Raw genomic sequence first — 16535 nt, 5'->3', positions numbered from 1 at the left:
ATTTGTTTCGTACACATTCCCCTTCTAAGGCATGCCGATCATAAGGATCGTCATGCCTTAAGCACGAAGAACATAGAATTTGAGCTCCCTTTCCCGTTTTCAAGACAAAGGGATAAACACTATTTGCGTCCGTAATCTGCTTTGATTTCTCCCCACTTTTCTGTATGCCACTTTGTTACTTTGTTTTTATAACTATTCGTTTGTAACCACTTTTCTGCTCGATCCATCAGTGACCATATATAAGCCGTTTTCTCATTACGCTCTAATGTTGACTTTGCTTGTTTTTGCTTGACCCATTTAATCGCCGTCATCGAATCGGAGTAAATGGTTTTGGAACTGCCTTGTTCTTTTAAATAAGCTAAACCATGGACAATCGCAAGGAACTCTCCCATATTGTTTGTTCCAATATGGATTTCATCATGAGCAAATAAGACCTCTCCTGTTTTTGTATCGACACCCTTATATTCAACAATTCCAGGATTTCCACGACAGCCTACATCAACAGAAATACTATCCCAGTCCACTTCCTCATTTAATTCTGGCTTTACCGTTTTCGATTTAATATTAGAGTCACTTGGACTTTTCCCTCCTATAAAAGCAGCCTCAGCTTCTTCTTTAGTTGGAAAGGATTTAAATCTAGCACCTGTAAACCCTTTTACTTGCGTCTCACATTCAGCCCATGATGTAAAAATCCCAGGTTTTCTTCCTTTCCAAACGACATAATACTTTTTTTTGGCCACAACGACACCTACTCTTTGCATAAGTTTTTGATCTAATGAAATAGTAACAGTGAAACCATTTTTAGACAATCACAAGGAGGGTGAACCATGGATAAACGAAATAGACAAAAAGGCAAAGCTTTAACAAACAATCAAACACCTAAAGAGAATTTGTTAAATGAGGATGTTTCAAGTGAAATGATTGACAATGGGAGCAATAGAGCGAACGAAAAGAAAAAATAATGAACTATTTAGTTTATAGGTAGTAAATTTTGTCAATAATGGTGCTAAAAACGAGGTGCAATCCAGCATGAATGTAACTATTAATCGCAAACGTTCAATTAAAGAGCCTGGTGACCTTATAAGCACAAAAGGAAATAAACTTTACGCCATTATTGAAGATTGTGGTGAAAAATTCCCGTACCACCTTCTCTGCCTGGAAACGTTCACGATCATTGAGAGTTATGATTCTCTTCCATCAAACCAAGAGATTGAAGAAGATATTGGTGACAAACTCGATGGCATCTATCAACATCGCGACTCGCATATTACATTGAACTGAAAAAGAGAAGGCCATGGTGACCTTCTCTTTTCAACTACTTTTCATCCGTATGTATCTTTGTTTCATCTACATTCTACCCCACTGAAGTGGTTGACGATTTTCATTTGCAGTCAAATAATATTGTCATTTTTTCTATTACCTTTTCATCAGTTTCCTTTTCCGGAACACTCTTTATTTCCTCGATATTTAAAGCTAGATCCTCTGCTTTTCGTTGATTCTCTACAATTGATTGACAAGCTGTAGTAATCAAAACTAAAAACAAGATTACTAATGAGAACTTTTTCCTCCTATTCCCTTCCTCTCAAAAAAAACATCCCCCTAAAATAACTTAGGGGGCCATAAATTATTCATTTTTAGAAGACTCAGTTTCTAACTTTTCCTGTTCTTCATACCAATCATCTAATACTTTTGCATCAAGCACTCTACCTTCAACAAAAGCAGCTTGTTTTTCTAAAAACAAATCTTTCCACTCTACTTCCATATCTTCAGCAATCTTCACTACTGTCAGTAATTCCTGCCATGCAACATAGCGTTTATACCAGAAAAATTGAGGCTGTTCCGTCATATACGGATAAAGATCATCAAACTCCGTATGCTTACAATCAACCGTTCGTTCAAATTGATTTTTGGCTTTTAACACTCGATCTTCAAAATACGTACAAACTTCTTTCTTCTCCACCAACAATCCCTCCCGAAAAACATTCTATCTGGAAATCATCAAAAGACAGCGAGTAACATTCAATGGTTATAGTAACTAAGCCTATGCTAGAAACCTCGAATTAGAATAACTATCCACCATATTTTAATCATACCACGAGTAATGCACATACTAAACGAAAAAGATTTAGAAAATTTTATTAAAGTCATTTTTTCATAAAAAGTGGGGTTTCTTTTTATGGAAAAATGACTTCCTTACTTCATAAAAAGTGGGGTTCTTTTTATGGAAAATGACTTCCATCAGAAGACTTCAGCAATAAATCTGAAAACTAAACAAAACTCTCGAATAAGTAAGTCGATCCTTATTTATCACGATAATTTATTACGAAGTGACTTCTTCCATTAGCTAGTTGGGCAAAAGTTATTCCTGTTATTTTAAATTAGCTTCTAACTCTTCTTGGAGTAAGATCGGTAGATAATTGACTTCTTCAGCATCACTAGGATAAGAAAAACCAAGGGACCGGGCCTCAACCACCTCGAGTATTTCTTGAATTACTTCATCCATTCCCTGAATATAAAAACGTTGCATAAATTCGAAGTTAAGCGGTTCCTTCGGCAGATGTTCATTTGAGCAAACACTGACATCTACATAGTTCACATACGTACGACAAGGAATTGGTCTAATCTCATAGACCGTGCATCGTTTTGTCTGCTGATCTAGAAACACACATGGGATTCCTAATTTTTTGTATTTCAATTTAAATGAGTCATCTTCTTTAAAGTTAATTTGCTTTATATCGTTTATCTCCGACGAATAGTTCTCCACATAAGAAGATACTTGTTCTATAACTTTTTGCTTTCTTTCCTCTGGCAATTGGTTAATGTACAATATCATTAACTTTGCTTCAAGGCGAGTCATGATAACCGGAAAAAAGCAACAGTGTGTACATCCAGATTTACATGATGAGCTTATATTGATCTCATTTTCAATTTTGTCTATTTCGACATTAACTTGAGACAACAGCTTTTCAAATGCCTCTACTAGGACATTTTTAACATGCTTGCCTTCACTATCATCTAAAATTTGATCAACAACATCTAGAAAAGGAGGTTCATAATCATACTGACGTTTATTTATCTCTTCTACCTTGCTTCTCAACTCTCCATAACTCAAAGCGTTCTTCACTAAAAACAGCTCCTAACGGTAAATTCAATCTTCATCGTAGTCGATTTATCCTAAAAATGCGACTGTTTTTTACAATCACATGAAATAGAAGCAGTTAATTGACTAGTAAGCCTTTACAAGCTAAGATTAACAAGGAGAATAACACATAATTCGACAAAATTCATCAACGTTCTTATGAGAGGAGGAGCACCATGTTAATAGTGAAGAAAGTATTAAATAACAATGTCCTCGTTGCAGAACATCCAGATTATGAGGAAGTCGTCTTAATCGGAAAAGGATTAGGGTTCGGAAAAAAGACTGGGGAATCTGTTGCTGGGGAACAGGCTGAAAAGTTTTTTGTTTTAAGAGAAGCGAAAGATCAAGAACAATACAAACGACTCCTTGATTATGTTGATGAAAATTTCATCGGTCTTATGAACGACATTATTGAAATTGTGGAAGAAAGGTTTTCAAATCGCCTTCATGAGCACATTCATATTACTCTGACAGACCACTTATTCTATGCTATTAAGCGAGTAAAACAAGGGTTGGATATAAAAAATCCATTCCTCTCTGAAACAGAACTTGCTTATCCAAAAGAATTCACAGTTGCCAATGAATTAATCGATTATTTAAATAAACAGTTAAATATTGACATTCCACCTGATGAAATCGGCTTTGTCGCTTTGCATATTCATAGCGCCTTAACGAGGAGATCCCTTCAGGAAGTGAATCGGCACACACAATTAATTGCTGAGTTAATCCGTGTTATCGAGGAATCACTCCAAATTGAGATGGATCGAAAGAATATTAATTACCTCAGGCTTGTTCGCCATCTCCATCACGCTATTGAACGTATCAACAAAGACCAATACACGGAAAATCAAGAACCCCTAAAAAAGGTGTTGCAAGCGGAATATCCAATATGCTACAATTTGTCATGGAAATTGATGAAAATTATGCAACAATCTATAAAAAAGACGATTCCAGAAGCTGAGGCTGTTTATCTTACAATGCATCTACAGCGATTTTCAAAGCAATAACAATACTATCATATTCTTTTTTACGTGTTACTGATAACGCAGGCATGAGAGGAAAGGAAACGATTACATTTAATAAAAATAGGATTATTTCTTATTTTTATTAAATGTAATTTATCCTACCGCTCATGTCTTTTTTTGTTGCATAATATTCAATTAACGATTAAAACTACAACTATAAGGAGGAATCATTATGTTTAAAAATTCGTTTGGTGTTTTACAACGTGTTGGTAAAGCACTTATGCTTCCAGTTGCATTACTGCCCGCTGCTGGTATTTTGCTTGCATTTGGTAATGCTCTTCAAAATCCGGATTTAGTGGCTCGTATCCCTGCTCTTAATGCAGACTGGATTATCATGATTGCTAGCATTATGGAAAATGCTGGTGATATTGTTTTCGCAAACTTAGCTCTTTTGTTTGCTGTAGGGGTTGCCATCGGCCTCTCAAATGGAGATGGGGTTGCCGGCCTTGCTGCTCTTATTGGTTATTTAATTATTAATGTGACCATGAGTGTCATTGGAGGCTACGGTGAATGGACACAGGAAATGGTCGCCGGAGATCCAGGGATTTCCTATGTACTAGGTATTCCTACTTTACAAACGGGGGTATTTGGAGGGATCATAGCTGGTTTGCTCGCCGCTTATACGTATAAAAAATACTTTAACATCGAGCTACCATCTTATCTGGGATTTTTTGCAGGAAAGCGATTTGTTCCTATCGCAACCGCATTTTTCGGATTACTATTAGGTCTCGCCTTATACTTTGTTTGGCCAACGATTCAAGTTGGATTAAATAATCTTTCTTACCTAATGGTTGAAACGAATCAAACCGTATCAGCTTTCATCTTCGGTATGATTGAACGTGCACTAATTCCATTTGGACTTCATCACATTTTCTATTCACCATTCTGGTTTGAATTTGGTCAATACACAAATGCAGCTGGAGAAATTATTCGCGGTGATCAACGAATCTTTTTCGCACAGATTCGTGACGGTGCTGAATTAACAGCTGGTACATTTATGACAGGCAAGTTCCCATTCATGATGTTTGGTCTACCTGCTGCGGCATTAGCCATTTATCACTGTGCACGTCCAGAGCAAAAGAAAATTGTTGCAGGTATCATGGGTTCTGCCGCTTTAACTTCCTTCTTAACTGGTATTACAGAACCAATTGAATTTAGTTTCTTATTTGTTGCTCCTGTCCTTTTTGCGATTCACACGTTTTTTGCAGGTTTATCGTTTATGGTTATGCAAATTCTTAACGTAAAAATTGGGATGACGTTCTCTGGTGGAGTAATTGACTTCTTATTATTTGGGGTATTACCGAACAGAACGGATTGGTGGCTCGTTATTCCAGTCGGCCTTGTTTTCGCTGTTATTTATTACTTTGGTTTCCGTTTTGCTATTAAGAAGTGGAACTTAATGACTCCGGGTCGTGAAGCTATGGCTGAAGACGATAAGTCGGCATCCACTGGCAATACGTCCGAGTTACCTTATGAAGTATTAAAAGCTTTAGGTGGCCAAGAAAATTTAACGAATTTAGATGCTTGTATTACTCGTCTTCGTGTAAGTGTGAATGATGTAGAAAAAGTACAGAAAGACACTTTAAAGAAGCTTGGCGCTTCTGGCGTAATGACAATGGGTAATAATATCCAAGCAATTTTCGGACCTCGTTCCGACCAGATTAAAACACAAATGCAAGATATTATTAGTGGCCGTACACCTGTTCCAACGGAAGAAGCAACATCAAACGAAGCAGTTGTAGGAGATATTTCTTTTGTTTCTCCAATTGCAGGAAAAGTACTTCCTATTACTGAAGTTCCTGACCAAGTATTCTCAGGAAAAATGATGGGTGACGGTTTTGCGATCGAACCGACAGAAGGACTTGTTAAGTCACCTGTTTCAGGTACCATCATTAACTTGTTCCCTACGAAACACGCAATTGGTATCTTATCAGATGAAGGAAAAGAAATTTTGATCCATGTTGGTCTTGATACCGTTAACTTAAAGGGTAAAGGGTTTGAAACCCTTGTTAAACAAGATGATAAGATCAAACAAGGACAAGAACTTCTCCGCTTTGATTTAGACTATATTAAAGAAAATGCAACCTCAACCATTACACCGATTGTATTTACAAACCTTGCAGAAGGTGAATACATCCAAATCAATAAAGAACAACAAGAAGTTGAACTAGATGAAAAAGCTGTTATTTCCATTAAACAAAAGTAATTTCTGAAACAGAGAAAAATATAACATATTAAAGGAGATGAAAACAATGCAAGTTTTCATCTCCTTTTTCTTTAATAAAATCAATAAGCTCCATTAATTGTTTTTCTCCCTCCATCGAAAACTTTTTTATTTACTTAAGCATTATCTTACGCTTCCCTGCATATATATGTAGAAGTCAGGGATTTCACTCCTATAAAACAGAACGAGTTAGCCATAAGCTTACTCGTTCTGTTTGTTTTGTTTTACGAAAGGGTGTTGTACAGATGTATATTGGTAGTAAAGGTTGGTATGTTCAGAAGCTTAAAGACAAAGGAATTCGGTATATTGAAGGCCGTAAAATTGAACAGTATAAAGCCCACGTTTTAGCAAATCTTTATAAAGAGAATAAATAATTTTAACTTTTACAATCTTTCATGTATTTTTTTAAAGAGTGACATCAAAGGTCTTTCTACGTCCTTTTTCGTCACTTTTTTTATAAAATCCAACTAAAGTCTCATAAAAACCTGAAATTCGTCAAAATACCTTACTAGTCCCATATTTTTCTCATATTATTACATAGAAGATGAGCACACAGTCATCTATGTTTACATTTCTTTTACTGTTACAATCAGTACCAGCCTAAACTAAAACACAAAAGATGGTGAAAAAAATGTGGAAACATGCAGAAATAGGAATAGACCTAGGAACAGCGAATACACTCGTCTACAGCAAAGAAAAAGGCATTATTCTAAACGAACCATCTGTTGTTGCTATTAATATAGATACAAATGAAGTACTAGCAGTTGGTTTAGAAGCTAAAAATATGGTAGGGAAAACTCCAGCTAACATCGTCACTGTCCGTCCCCTTAAAGACGGTGTTATTGCTGACTATAATATGACAACACATATGCTTAAAGCTATTATGAAAAAGGCTAGTAAAAAGCTTAACTTATCAATCAGAAAACCTAGTGTCGTCGTTTGTGCGCCCTCTGGTTCAACTTCTGTTGAGCGTCGCGCCATTCTAGATGCTATTAAAAGCTGTGGTGCCAAAAATGCTCATATCATTGAAGAACCATTAGCGGCTGCAATTGGCGCCAATTTAACGGTAGAAGAACCTATTGCCAATGTCGTGGTCGATATCGGTGGTGGAACAACAGAAGTCGCTATTATTTCTTTTGGTGGCGTTGTGACCTGTCATTCCATTCGTATCGGTGGAGATAAGTTTGACGAAAGCATCATCCAGCATGTACGAAAAACCTATAACATTATTATCGGTGAACGAACAGCCGAGCGGATTAAAATGGAAATTGGATATGCCCCTATTGCACATGAAGAACTGGAAACGGAAGTTAGAGGGCGAGATCTTGTTCACGGCTTACCCAAAACAGTAACGTTACAATCAACCGAGATTCAAGAAGCTTTAAAAGAAGGAATGCTTCAACTTCTTGAATCAATTCGAGCGACACTTGAAGATTGCCCTCCTGAATTAAGTGGTGACATCGTTGATCAAGGGGTTACCCTTACTGGTGGAGGGGCTTTGTTAAACGGCATGCAGGAATGGTTAGCAAATGAAATTTTCGTTCCTGTTCATATAGCTCCTAACCCACTAGAAGCTGTAGCTATTGGTACAGGGCGTTCTTTAAAATTCATTGATAAATTACAGAAGGTATAAGAAAAACGGCTCTAGCCGTCTTTTCTTATCGAGTAGTCTTTCATCCTTATTGAAGACACATCGTGTATTCAATCGAATTTTATGCTTTCTTATCTTTTTAAAAAAAGGATAACTCAGGAAAATTTGAGTTATCCTTTTTCTTTTTAAAACGTTTCGTATAGCTTTGGTACTCTACTTGAAAACACAGGTACTTCTTTTCTTATGCGATGAACCTCTTTTAAATCTAATGTTACACGAATGGTTTCTTCCTCAGTTTGAGAAGCTTTGAAGACCATTTCCCCCCAAGGATTAACCACCATGGAGCGACCTGCAAACAAAACCCCATCATACGTTCCAACACGATTACAGCTGACTATATAAACTTGATCTTCAATTGCTCTAGCCTGTTGGAGGATTTCCCAATGTGACGCTCTTGCTTCTGGCCATTCTGCCACAACGAAAACCACTTCTGCTCCTTGCAACGCCAGTGATCGAATTAATTCAGGAAAACGCAAATCATAACAGATAATGACCCCCATCTTTTTCCCATCTAATTCAAAGACACGTCCTGTATTTTCACCACCTTTTAAGTAAAGATGTTCGTCTAGCATCGGTACTAGGTGCATTTTATCATACGTATGAACGATTGAACCTTCGCGGTTAACGATGATTGACCGATTATACATGCTACCCTCTTCCTCAATAGCAAAAGAACCTGCAACCAGATTTACGTTAAACGTTTTAGCAAGGTTTTTTAAGAAGGGTTCTGTCATTCCTTTATCAGCCTTTACGATCTTTTCTAACATAGGAAGTGTATAAGCGGTAGTCCACATTTCAGGTAGGACGAGAACATCGACATTGCCCTCCTTACAAACTTCCTTCACCCATTCTTGGACTCTCTTTCTATTTTCAGACGGATTGCCCGGTACCAAGTCCATTTGATAACTAGCTATTCTCATGTCGTTTCCTCCTTACTTGTTCGTTCTTTCCCTTCTTTAGTTACAGCAAATGTTCTATTCATTGTTTTTATCAAGCTAACATGGCGGAAGCGTAACGCGGACCAATCCTCATCAACTGCTACTTGACGGACTGGCTCAAAACCATGCTCTCCCAATAAGGTTGCAACCGTATCTCTATTACAATCTGAACCTTTGTATTTTTTTGACGTCTTCTTTGGATAACTAAGCCAGAGTAAACCATCTTCTTTAAGTAAGTCAACAACTTGGGTAGCTCTCGTTTTCAAATCATCATTTGTTGTGCCAAACACATGAATAAATCCATACTCATTCTCTTGAAGCTCTGTATGGACCTCAACATCAAAACAAGCCATTGCTTCCTTATATTCCTTAGGCGCATGTAAAACAAGGATAGGATTGATTTCTAGTTTTGACTGAAGCTTTTTCATAACAGGGTGTTGCTCCATCTGGGCGATCATCCTTCCTGCACTTTTTACTCCCTTTATTATATCATTCGTATTGCCTCTGGTAATAGGTTCTAATAAGAAAAACGGCGGCACTAACCGTCTTTTCTTAGAAGCAATCAGCGGAACCACTGCTTTCTTTTAAGCCGAACAACAAATGAATTTCTTCTCGTTTCAGCCACTTCCCTACGCTAGTATGAACTAGATCTGGTTCTTAGAGTTGAGGGTTACCTCTCTCAGTCATTTGACACCCCTAGTGGATAAACAGTATTTAATTGACACCGGTATTATAAGATAGCAGTTATGGAACAAGGTTATTCTTTGAAGCTCATCTAGTGTTGTATTTGGAAACTAAGTTTCTCTACTACCTTTAATTAGGGTTTATCATGAGTATACCGACTCTCTAAATTTATTACGGCTCTTTTGAGAAATACTAGCATGTAATCGAACACCATAAAAAGCGGGAAAGAATCAAAGCTCTCTCCCGCTACAATCGTCTATACTGTTTTCTTTTTCCAAAATCCTAGCATTAGTGCTGTGACAACTGCACCAATTAAAATCGCTATTAAATACATGACTGCACTTCCATAAACGAATGGAATAACAAAAATTCCTCCGTGCGGAGCTGGTAATCCAATTTTAAATACAGCAGTAAGGGCACCAGCAACAGCAGAACCTACGATAATGGAAGGAATCACTCGACCTGGATCAGCTGCAGCAAATGGGATCGCTCCTTCTGTAATAAAGGAAGCTCCCAATATATAGTTCGTTTTACCAGCCTCACGTTCTTGCTTCGTAAACTTACTCTTGAACAAAGTTGTAGCTAGGGCAATTCCAAGTGGCGGTACCATACCACCTGCCATTACAGCTGCATGAGGACCAAAGTTTCCAGCGTCAATCATCGCAATACCGAACGTGAAAGCTGCTTTGTTAATTGGTCCACCCATATCCACAGCCATCATCGCTCCAAGGATTATGCCTAGTAAAATCATATTCGCTGTACCCATACCTCCAAGCCACTTTTCAAGACTTGCATTGAAAGTAGAAAGAGGTCCAACCAACCAAAGCATAACCATACCAGTTAAGAAAATATTTATGACCGGATAAAATAAAACCGTTTTGATACCTTCAAGCCATTGTGGTAAATTTTCTAAAGCTCTGCGTACGAATAATGCTAAATAACCAGCAAGGAAACCGGCGATTAAACCACCTAAGAAACCAGCTCCACCTGTTGATGCAATCAAACCACCAACCATACCAGCAGCAAATCCAGGGCGATCAGCTATACTCATCGCAATAAATGCTGCAAGAACAGGGATCATTAACCCAAATGCATTCCCACCACCAATGGTCATCAGCATCTCAGCAAAAGCATTATAAGTTGGATGATTTGGATCAGCCGCTTCTATACCAAACATGAACGAAATAGCGATTAATATACCTCCACCAACTACAAATGGAAGCATGTTTGAAACTCCATTCATTAAATGTTTATAGAAACCAGACTTCCCTTTGGAAGTAGATTCGGAATCTTCAGTTGAGCTTTTAGAGTTCCCTTGGTAAATTGGGGCATTTTCTGTTTGTATTTGATCAATTAATTCTTTTGGTCTTTTTATTCCATCAGCTACAGGAACTTGTAAAACAGGTTTTCCCTTAAACGGTTCCATCTCAACCTTCGTGTCAGCTGCAACGATAATCCCTTTAGCTTGCTTTATTTCTAGTTCTGTTAAACGATTCTTTACACCACCAGAGCCATTTGTTTGAACTTTAATTGTTATCCCTTGTTTTTCAGCTTCTGCTTTTAAAGCATCTGCTGCCATATACGTATGAGCAATTCCTGTCGGACAACCCGTTACAGCTAAAATCGTATAGCCATCTTGAGCATTAGTTTGCTCTTTTTCTTCTTTTTCTAATGTTTCATTTTCCTTGCTGTCAATGGCGGCTAGAACATCATCTTCTGAATTGGCTTTCAATAACTTATCACGGAACGCTTCATCCATTAAGAATGTAGACAATCTTGATAATGTAGCTAGATGTTCTTCATTTGCTCCAGCTGAAGCAGCAATCATGAAGAACAAATGAGTAGGCTGACCATCAAGTGCTTCGTAATCAAGACCTGCCGTTGAACGACCGAATGCAATCGAAGGTGTTTTAACTGACTCGCTCTTAGCATGTGGGATCGCAATTCCTTCTCCAAGCCCAGTCGTACTTTGTTCTTCGCGAGCCCAAATTGCCTTTTTGTACTCAGTGGCACTATTTAATCTACCTGCTTTATCGAGGTTTGAGACTAGCTCATCAATAGCAGACTCCTTGTTTGCAGCCCTCATATTAAGCACAATTGTTTCTCTTTTTAATAAATCTGAAATTCTCATATTACTCACCCTTTCCCCAATCCAGTATTGTTATTTCTTTTGTTAAGGCTACTACTTGTTCTCTAGAAGCAAATGCCGTTGAAAATGCTGTAGCACTACCTGAGGCTACTGCAAACTTAAAAGCATCCTCCAAAGACATCTCTTCTGTTTTAGCAGCTATGAAACCAGCCACAACGGAATCACCTGCCCCAACTGAATTTTTCACCATTCCCTTTGGCGTATTCGCAAATAAAAGCTTATCTTCAGTCGCCAAGATTGCCCCATCTCCTGCAAAAGAGACTAATACATTTTTAATACCTTGTTCTACAAGTTTTTGAATATAAGGTACAGCTGCTTTCGGAGTTGATATTTTTACTGAAAACAGTTCTCCTAATTCATGATGATTCGGTTTAATAAAAGTTGGTTTTGCCTCAAGCACTTTTCGCATCGGCTCACCACTTGAATCAATATACACTTCCGCTTTTCTTTCAAGTGCCTCCTGGCATAACGCTTCGTAGATGACTACCGGAATCGTCGACGGAACACTTCCAGCAAGTACGAGAACATCCCCTTCATTCAAAAGAGATAATTGCTGTCTTAGTTGTTCAAGATCTTGTTCTGAGATTTCAGGTGATACTCCATTGATCTCAGATTCTGTTTGACTGTTTATTTTGACATTAATTCTTGTATCACCATGCACTTCAATAAAGTTGGTATTAATTTCTTCTTTTTCAATTACTTCTTTTACGTAATTACCTGTAAAACCTCCAATAAAGCCAAGCGCTTCACTTTGATGTCCAAGTCTTTTTAATACTCTTGAAACATTAATTCCCTTCCCACCTGGCGCTTTATGATCTAATTTGGAACGATTAACCGCTCCGAGATTGACCTGATCAAGTTGTACAAAATAATCAAGAGCAGGATTTAAAGTAACAGTGTAAATCATAAGGAAACCACCTCTAAGTTTGTCATTGTCCTATAGTTGTTCGTAATTTCTTCATCTACGTTAGAAGTTATAAGAATGATCTCATCTAGATCGGCAAATTTTGAGAATGATACTTCGCCAAACTTAGAATGATCAGCTAAAACATAACTTTGTCTCGATCTTGCTATTGCATTTTCTTTTATGAACGCTTCTTCTGGATCTGGGGTTGTACACCCATCAAACTTAGTAATCCCATTAACCCCTAGAAACGCTTTATCAAACCGAAACGTCTCAAGTGCTCGAATCGCATTACGTCCGACAAATGCCTTTGTTCCTGCTTTTACGTACCCACCAATAACGTGCGTAGCAATGTTTAAATCAGCCAATAAAGCAATATTCGTCAATCCATTCGTAACGACAACGATGTCTTTTCCTTTTAGAAATGGAATCATTTCAACCGTACTCGTTCCTGCATCGAGAAAAATACAATCACCATTTTCAATAAAAGCAGCTGCTTTTTCAGCAATTCCCTTTTTTTCACGACTGTTTTTGACTGTTTTTTCAGCAACTGACGGTTCATCTAACTTTTTTTGAAGGAGTGTTGCCCCTCCATGAATGCGCTTTAATTTTTTATCGTTTTCAAGATCTGTTAAATCTCTACGTATCGTTGACTCAGATGCATCTAATTCTTCAACTAATTCTTTCATTTTTACGATCGTTTGTTTTTTAAGTAAGTCGAGAATCTTCTGATGTCGTTCTATTGTTAACATTTTATTCACCTCAACTTATCTATAACGTTAGTATACAATCAATAACGACCATAATCAATCACTTTCACTCATTATTCACAAAAAAAAAGAAAGCGGTTACCATTTTATGGTTCCCACTTTCTCTACTATCTATTAATACGCGAACAAATGACTGTTCTTATTGCTCACTACATTGTGAAAAAAAGTGTCAAGAGGTGAGCATTCTCACATCTTGACACTTCTCCATTCAAAAATTTCACCTACATTACTTAGATATTTCGCTCGATTTCTTCTATTAACATGGAGAGTTCTGTCCAGCGATCCATAGCTTGTTCTAGTTTGGACTCCACTTCTTCTTTTTCTTTCATAATCTCTGAGATTTTTCCATAATCACTTCCAGCATCGATTACGCTTTGCTCAAGTTCCTCTATTCTACCTTCAAGCATCATGATCTTCTCTTCAATTTGGTTCCATTCCAGTTGATCTTTATACGAAAGTTTTTTCCTTGGTTCCTTTTTTACGACAGTCGCACCGCTTTTTTCTTTAATAGATTCGTTAGCTCCCTGCTTAGATTCATGAGCTAAATAATCAGTATAATGTCCTTGAAACCGCGAAACGATACCGCCACCTTTGAATACAAGTAAATGGTCTACAACTCGATCTAGGAAATAGCGATCATGCGAGACTGTAATCACAACCCCAGGAAACTGCTCAAGGTAGTCTTCAAGCACCGATAACGTTTCCGTATCTAAGTCATTGGTTGGCTCATCTAAAAAAAGCACATTAGGTTCCGACATTAACACTCTTAGTAAATATAAACGTCGCCGTTCTCCACCTGACAAGCGGCGAATGTACGTATACTGCATCGATCTCGGGAACAAGAAACGCTCAAGCATTTGCTCAGCAGTAATGACCGTCCCATCAACGGTATACACAATCTCTGCAATCTGTTTAATATAGTCGATAACACGTAAGCTACCGTCAATTTCCTCGTCCTCTTGGGTGTAATATCCGATCTTCACGGTCTCTCCCGTTATGATTTCACCCCCGTCAGGAGAAACTCTTCCCGCTAACATATTTAATAACGTTGATTTCCCACTGCCATTTGGGCCAACAATTCCTAAGCGTTCACCTTTTACAATTAAATAATCAAGCGATTGAATGAGGATTTGCTCTCCGTACTTTTTAGACACCTGTTGCAACTCTAAGACTTGTTTCCCTAACCGTTTGGAACCGATCGCAAAGTCAAATTCACCACGCCCAGAGAATCCCTCCTCTTCTTTTAGTGCTTCGACACGTTGAATCCTTGCCTTTTGCTTTGTAGTCCTTGCCTTAGCACCACGTTGTAACCAGGCTAATTCTCTTCTGAGGATATTGGCACGTTTTTGATCCCGGTGTGCTTCTTCAAGTTCACGCTCCGCCTTTCTTTCCAGGAAGGTCTGATAATTGCCTTCGTATTTAAATAAGCGGCCTTGATCGAGTTCGAACATATTATTGGTTACGCGATTTAAGAAATAACGATCATGTGTAATTAAAATAATTGAACCTTTGTATGTAGACAAAAATCCTTCAAGCCACTCGATCGTTTCATGATCGAGATGATTTGTTGGTTCATCTAATAGAAGTAAATCCGCTGGTTGGATAAGCGCTTTCGCAATGGCAACCCGCTTCTTTTGTCCTCCAGATAGTTGTTTGATTGAAGCTTGATAATCATTAACTCCAAGCTTTGAGAGAACCGTTTTGGCTAGGGTATTCGCCTCCCAAGCGTCAAGTTCATCTATTTTTTGTTGTGCTTTCATAAATTGTTTTTGATATTCTTCTTTTTCGGGGTCTTTCTCAAACAAAAGTAAGCTTTGTTCGTATGCTCGCATCGCCTTCATCACAGCAGAATCGCCAAAATAAATTTGTTCAATAACTGTCAAATTTTCTTTTAGATCAGGTTGTTGAGGAAGATACTCTATTTGAAAATCATTGGCATGAATGAGTTGCCCTTGGTCCGGTGATTCTATACTAGCTAGAATTTTCAACAAAGTAGATTTCCCCGTCCCGTTAATCCCAATTAAACCAATTCGCTCTTTTTCACCGATCGTAAACGAAAGATCATTAAATAGCACCTTATCGCCAAACGTTTTAGTTAACCCTTCAATCTGTAAAATACTCATTATCATTCCGCCTTCATTTGATTAGCTTTTCCTTCTATCTTAACGCAAAACAAATTTTGTTGCATTAATTGACCTGTCTCCTGATACGTAAAGCTCTAGATTGAGTATTATTTTAATACAAGCGCTCTTGATAAAAATAGTTTGGTGTCACTACATTATCCTGATACGATTGGTGGAAAATATGTGTCACAGCAGGTGATACAGGAGGGATAAGCCATGACCAATTTTCCGTTATCCTCCTACCTTCTCCTACTTCCCTTTGTTCAAATTGTTTAAATTGTTTTGCGGCCGTAGGGTGTGTTATATTCACCTCACCAACACACGTCTCTGGTATTGGAAACCATTTAGGTTCTTTATTATGAACTTGAACAACGAGAGGAAGGATATCATAAGCTGTCTTATCTCCTTTCCAGCCAAGCGATTCACATATTTTTGTAAATGCAATGGAGTCAGGGTCTCCAAGAACCCCTTCCGTTAGTTCATATCCCGCCTAACGAATAAGCTGATGATTCCATATCCGAACTTGCCTTGGTTGAAATATATTTATAGTAGGAATTACTCGTCCCCCATTCGTTCCATACCGCAAATGAAAAAAGAGGGCATTAGCAATTTCCTCCTCGGTCTCAAGCTTTCTTTTATCGAGAACATGCATCGATTCCCAAAATAAACGACCAATACAGCGATTGCTATTTCTCCAAGCCATTCTCGCTCCATGAGCCAATTCTTCATATGTATGTGTGAACATTCCTGTTTTCCTTATTTCTTCTTCGATCATCAGAAGTCTTTTTTCAATTATCTGCTCACTACTCGCTAGTTCTTGATAGCAAATATTAATAAATGTCTTTGCTTCTGCTAATATATTCGTCAAATTCATCCACCCCTATATGATCGATTTGTTTTTTTATTGTTGGCGAGAATAAACATTTTA

At 37.8% G+C, this 16535-nt stretch carries 15 protein-coding genes, 1 pseudogene and 1 riboswitch; of the genes and pseudogenes, 6 read left to right on the top strand and 10 right to left on the bottom strand.

Annotated elements, in window-relative coordinates:
* Positions 1-119 precede the first annotated feature (119 nt).
* Positions 120-740: a ribonuclease H gene (gene rnhA, locus LDX58_RS16870; RefSeq protein WP_227937983.1), complete on the bottom strand. Its 621-nt coding sequence runs from the start codon at positions 738-740 to the stop codon at positions 120-122.
* An 87-nt stretch (positions 741-827) separates the two neighbouring features.
* Here rnhA and LDX58_RS26070 point away from each other — a divergent pair, with 87 nt between their 5' ends.
* Positions 828-962, top strand: coding sequence for a hypothetical protein (locus LDX58_RS26070; protein WP_265416728.1), 135 nt, complete (start codon positions 828-830; stop codon positions 960-962).
* A 67-nt stretch (positions 963-1029) separates the two neighbouring features.
* A complete protein-coding gene (locus LDX58_RS16865; protein ID WP_227937982.1) occupies positions 1030-1281 on the top strand; it encodes a hypothetical protein in 252 nt (83 codons plus the stop codon).
* Between the two features lie 343 nt (positions 1282-1624).
* On the opposite strand, the gene LDX58_RS16860 is transcribed toward LDX58_RS16865, so the two are convergent.
* A complete protein-coding gene (locus tag LDX58_RS16860) occupies positions 1625-1960 on the bottom strand; it encodes a hypothetical protein (RefSeq protein WP_227937981.1) in 336 nt (111 codons plus the stop codon).
* 408 nt (positions 1961-2368) lie between these two features.
* A complete protein-coding gene (locus tag LDX58_RS16855; protein ID WP_227937980.1) occupies positions 2369-3124 on the bottom strand; it encodes a YkgJ family cysteine cluster protein in 756 nt (251 codons plus the stop codon).
* A gap of 191 nt (positions 3125-3315) precedes the next feature.
* Between LDX58_RS16855 and glcT the strand changes: the two genes are divergently transcribed.
* From glcT to mreBH, 4 genes are all read left to right on the top strand, one after another.
* Positions 3316-4146 carry a glucose PTS transporter transcription antiterminator GlcT gene (glcT, locus tag LDX58_RS16850; RefSeq protein WP_227937979.1) on the top strand — a complete coding sequence of 277 codons (831 nt, stop codon included), beginning with the start codon at positions 3316-3318 and terminating at the stop codon, positions 4144-4146.
* A gap of 190 nt (positions 4147-4336) precedes the next feature.
* Positions 4337-6370 carry a glucose-specific PTS transporter subunit IIBC gene (gene ptsG, locus LDX58_RS16845; RefSeq protein ID WP_227937978.1) on the top strand — a complete coding sequence of 678 codons (2034 nt, stop codon included), beginning with the start codon at positions 4337-4339 and terminating at the stop codon, positions 6368-6370.
* 263 nt (positions 6371-6633) lie between these two features.
* Positions 6634-6762: a DUF2639 domain-containing protein gene (locus tag LDX58_RS16840; RefSeq protein ID WP_227937977.1), complete on the top strand. Its 129-nt coding sequence runs from the start codon at positions 6634-6636 to the stop codon at positions 6760-6762.
* Positions 6763-7019: 257 nt separating this feature from the next.
* Complete coding sequence (mreBH, locus tag LDX58_RS16835) at positions 7020-8021, top strand: rod-share determining protein MreBH (protein WP_289623512.1); 1002 nt, start codon at positions 7020-7022, stop codon at positions 8019-8021.
* A gap of 143 nt (positions 8022-8164) precedes the next feature.
* Here mreBH and LDX58_RS16830 read toward each other — a convergent pair whose 3' ends face one another.
* The 7 genes and pseudogenes from LDX58_RS16830 to LDX58_RS16800 form a co-directional block, all read right to left on the bottom strand.
* Positions 8165-8959: a carbon-nitrogen family hydrolase gene (locus LDX58_RS16830; RefSeq protein WP_227937975.1), complete on the bottom strand. Its 795-nt coding sequence runs from the start codon at positions 8957-8959 to the stop codon at positions 8165-8167.
* Positions 8956-9552, bottom strand: coding sequence for a DUF3052 domain-containing protein (locus tag LDX58_RS16825; protein ID WP_308017550.1), 597 nt, complete (start codon positions 9550-9552; stop codon positions 8956-8958). Before LDX58_RS16825 ends, LDX58_RS16830 begins: the two co-directional genes overlap by 4 nt.
* 34 nt (positions 9553-9586) lie before the next feature.
* Positions 9587-9685, bottom strand: a riboswitch (TPP riboswitch).
* 232 nt (positions 9686-9917) lie between these two features.
* Positions 9918-11792 carry a PTS fructose transporter subunit IIABC gene (locus LDX58_RS16820; protein WP_227937974.1) on the bottom strand — a complete coding sequence of 625 codons (1875 nt, stop codon included), beginning with the start codon at positions 11790-11792 and terminating at the stop codon, positions 9918-9920.
* 1 nt (position 11793) lies between these two features.
* Entirely contained in the window at positions 11794-12717 is a 924-nt protein-coding gene (pfkB, locus tag LDX58_RS16815) for a 1-phosphofructokinase (protein WP_227937973.1), read from the bottom strand.
* The gene (locus tag LDX58_RS16810) at positions 12714-13466 is read right to left on the bottom strand and encodes a DeoR/GlpR family DNA-binding transcription regulator (RefSeq protein WP_227937972.1); all 753 of its coding nucleotides are present in this window, start codon (positions 13464-13466) and stop codon (positions 12714-12716) included. The genes pfkB and LDX58_RS16810 overlap by 4 nt, the downstream gene beginning before the upstream one ends.
* A gap of 248 nt (positions 13467-13714) precedes the next feature.
* The gene (locus tag LDX58_RS16805; protein ID WP_227937971.1) at positions 13715-15607 is read right to left on the bottom strand and encodes an ABC-F family ATP-binding cassette domain-containing protein; all 1893 of its coding nucleotides are present in this window, start codon (positions 15605-15607) and stop codon (positions 13715-13717) included.
* A 112-nt stretch (positions 15608-15719) separates the two neighbouring features.
* Positions 15720-16481: pseudogene (locus LDX58_RS16800) on the bottom strand (nitric oxide synthase oxygenase).
* Positions 16482-16535 lie beyond the last annotated feature (54 nt).

It is taken from the genome of Alkalihalobacillus deserti, from assembly GCF_020734105.1.
Classification (GTDB): domain Bacteria; phylum Bacillota; class Bacilli; order Bacillales; family Bacillaceae_D; genus Halalkalibacter; species Halalkalibacter deserti.
This window is presented reverse-complemented; position numbering and strand designations above follow the sequence as displayed.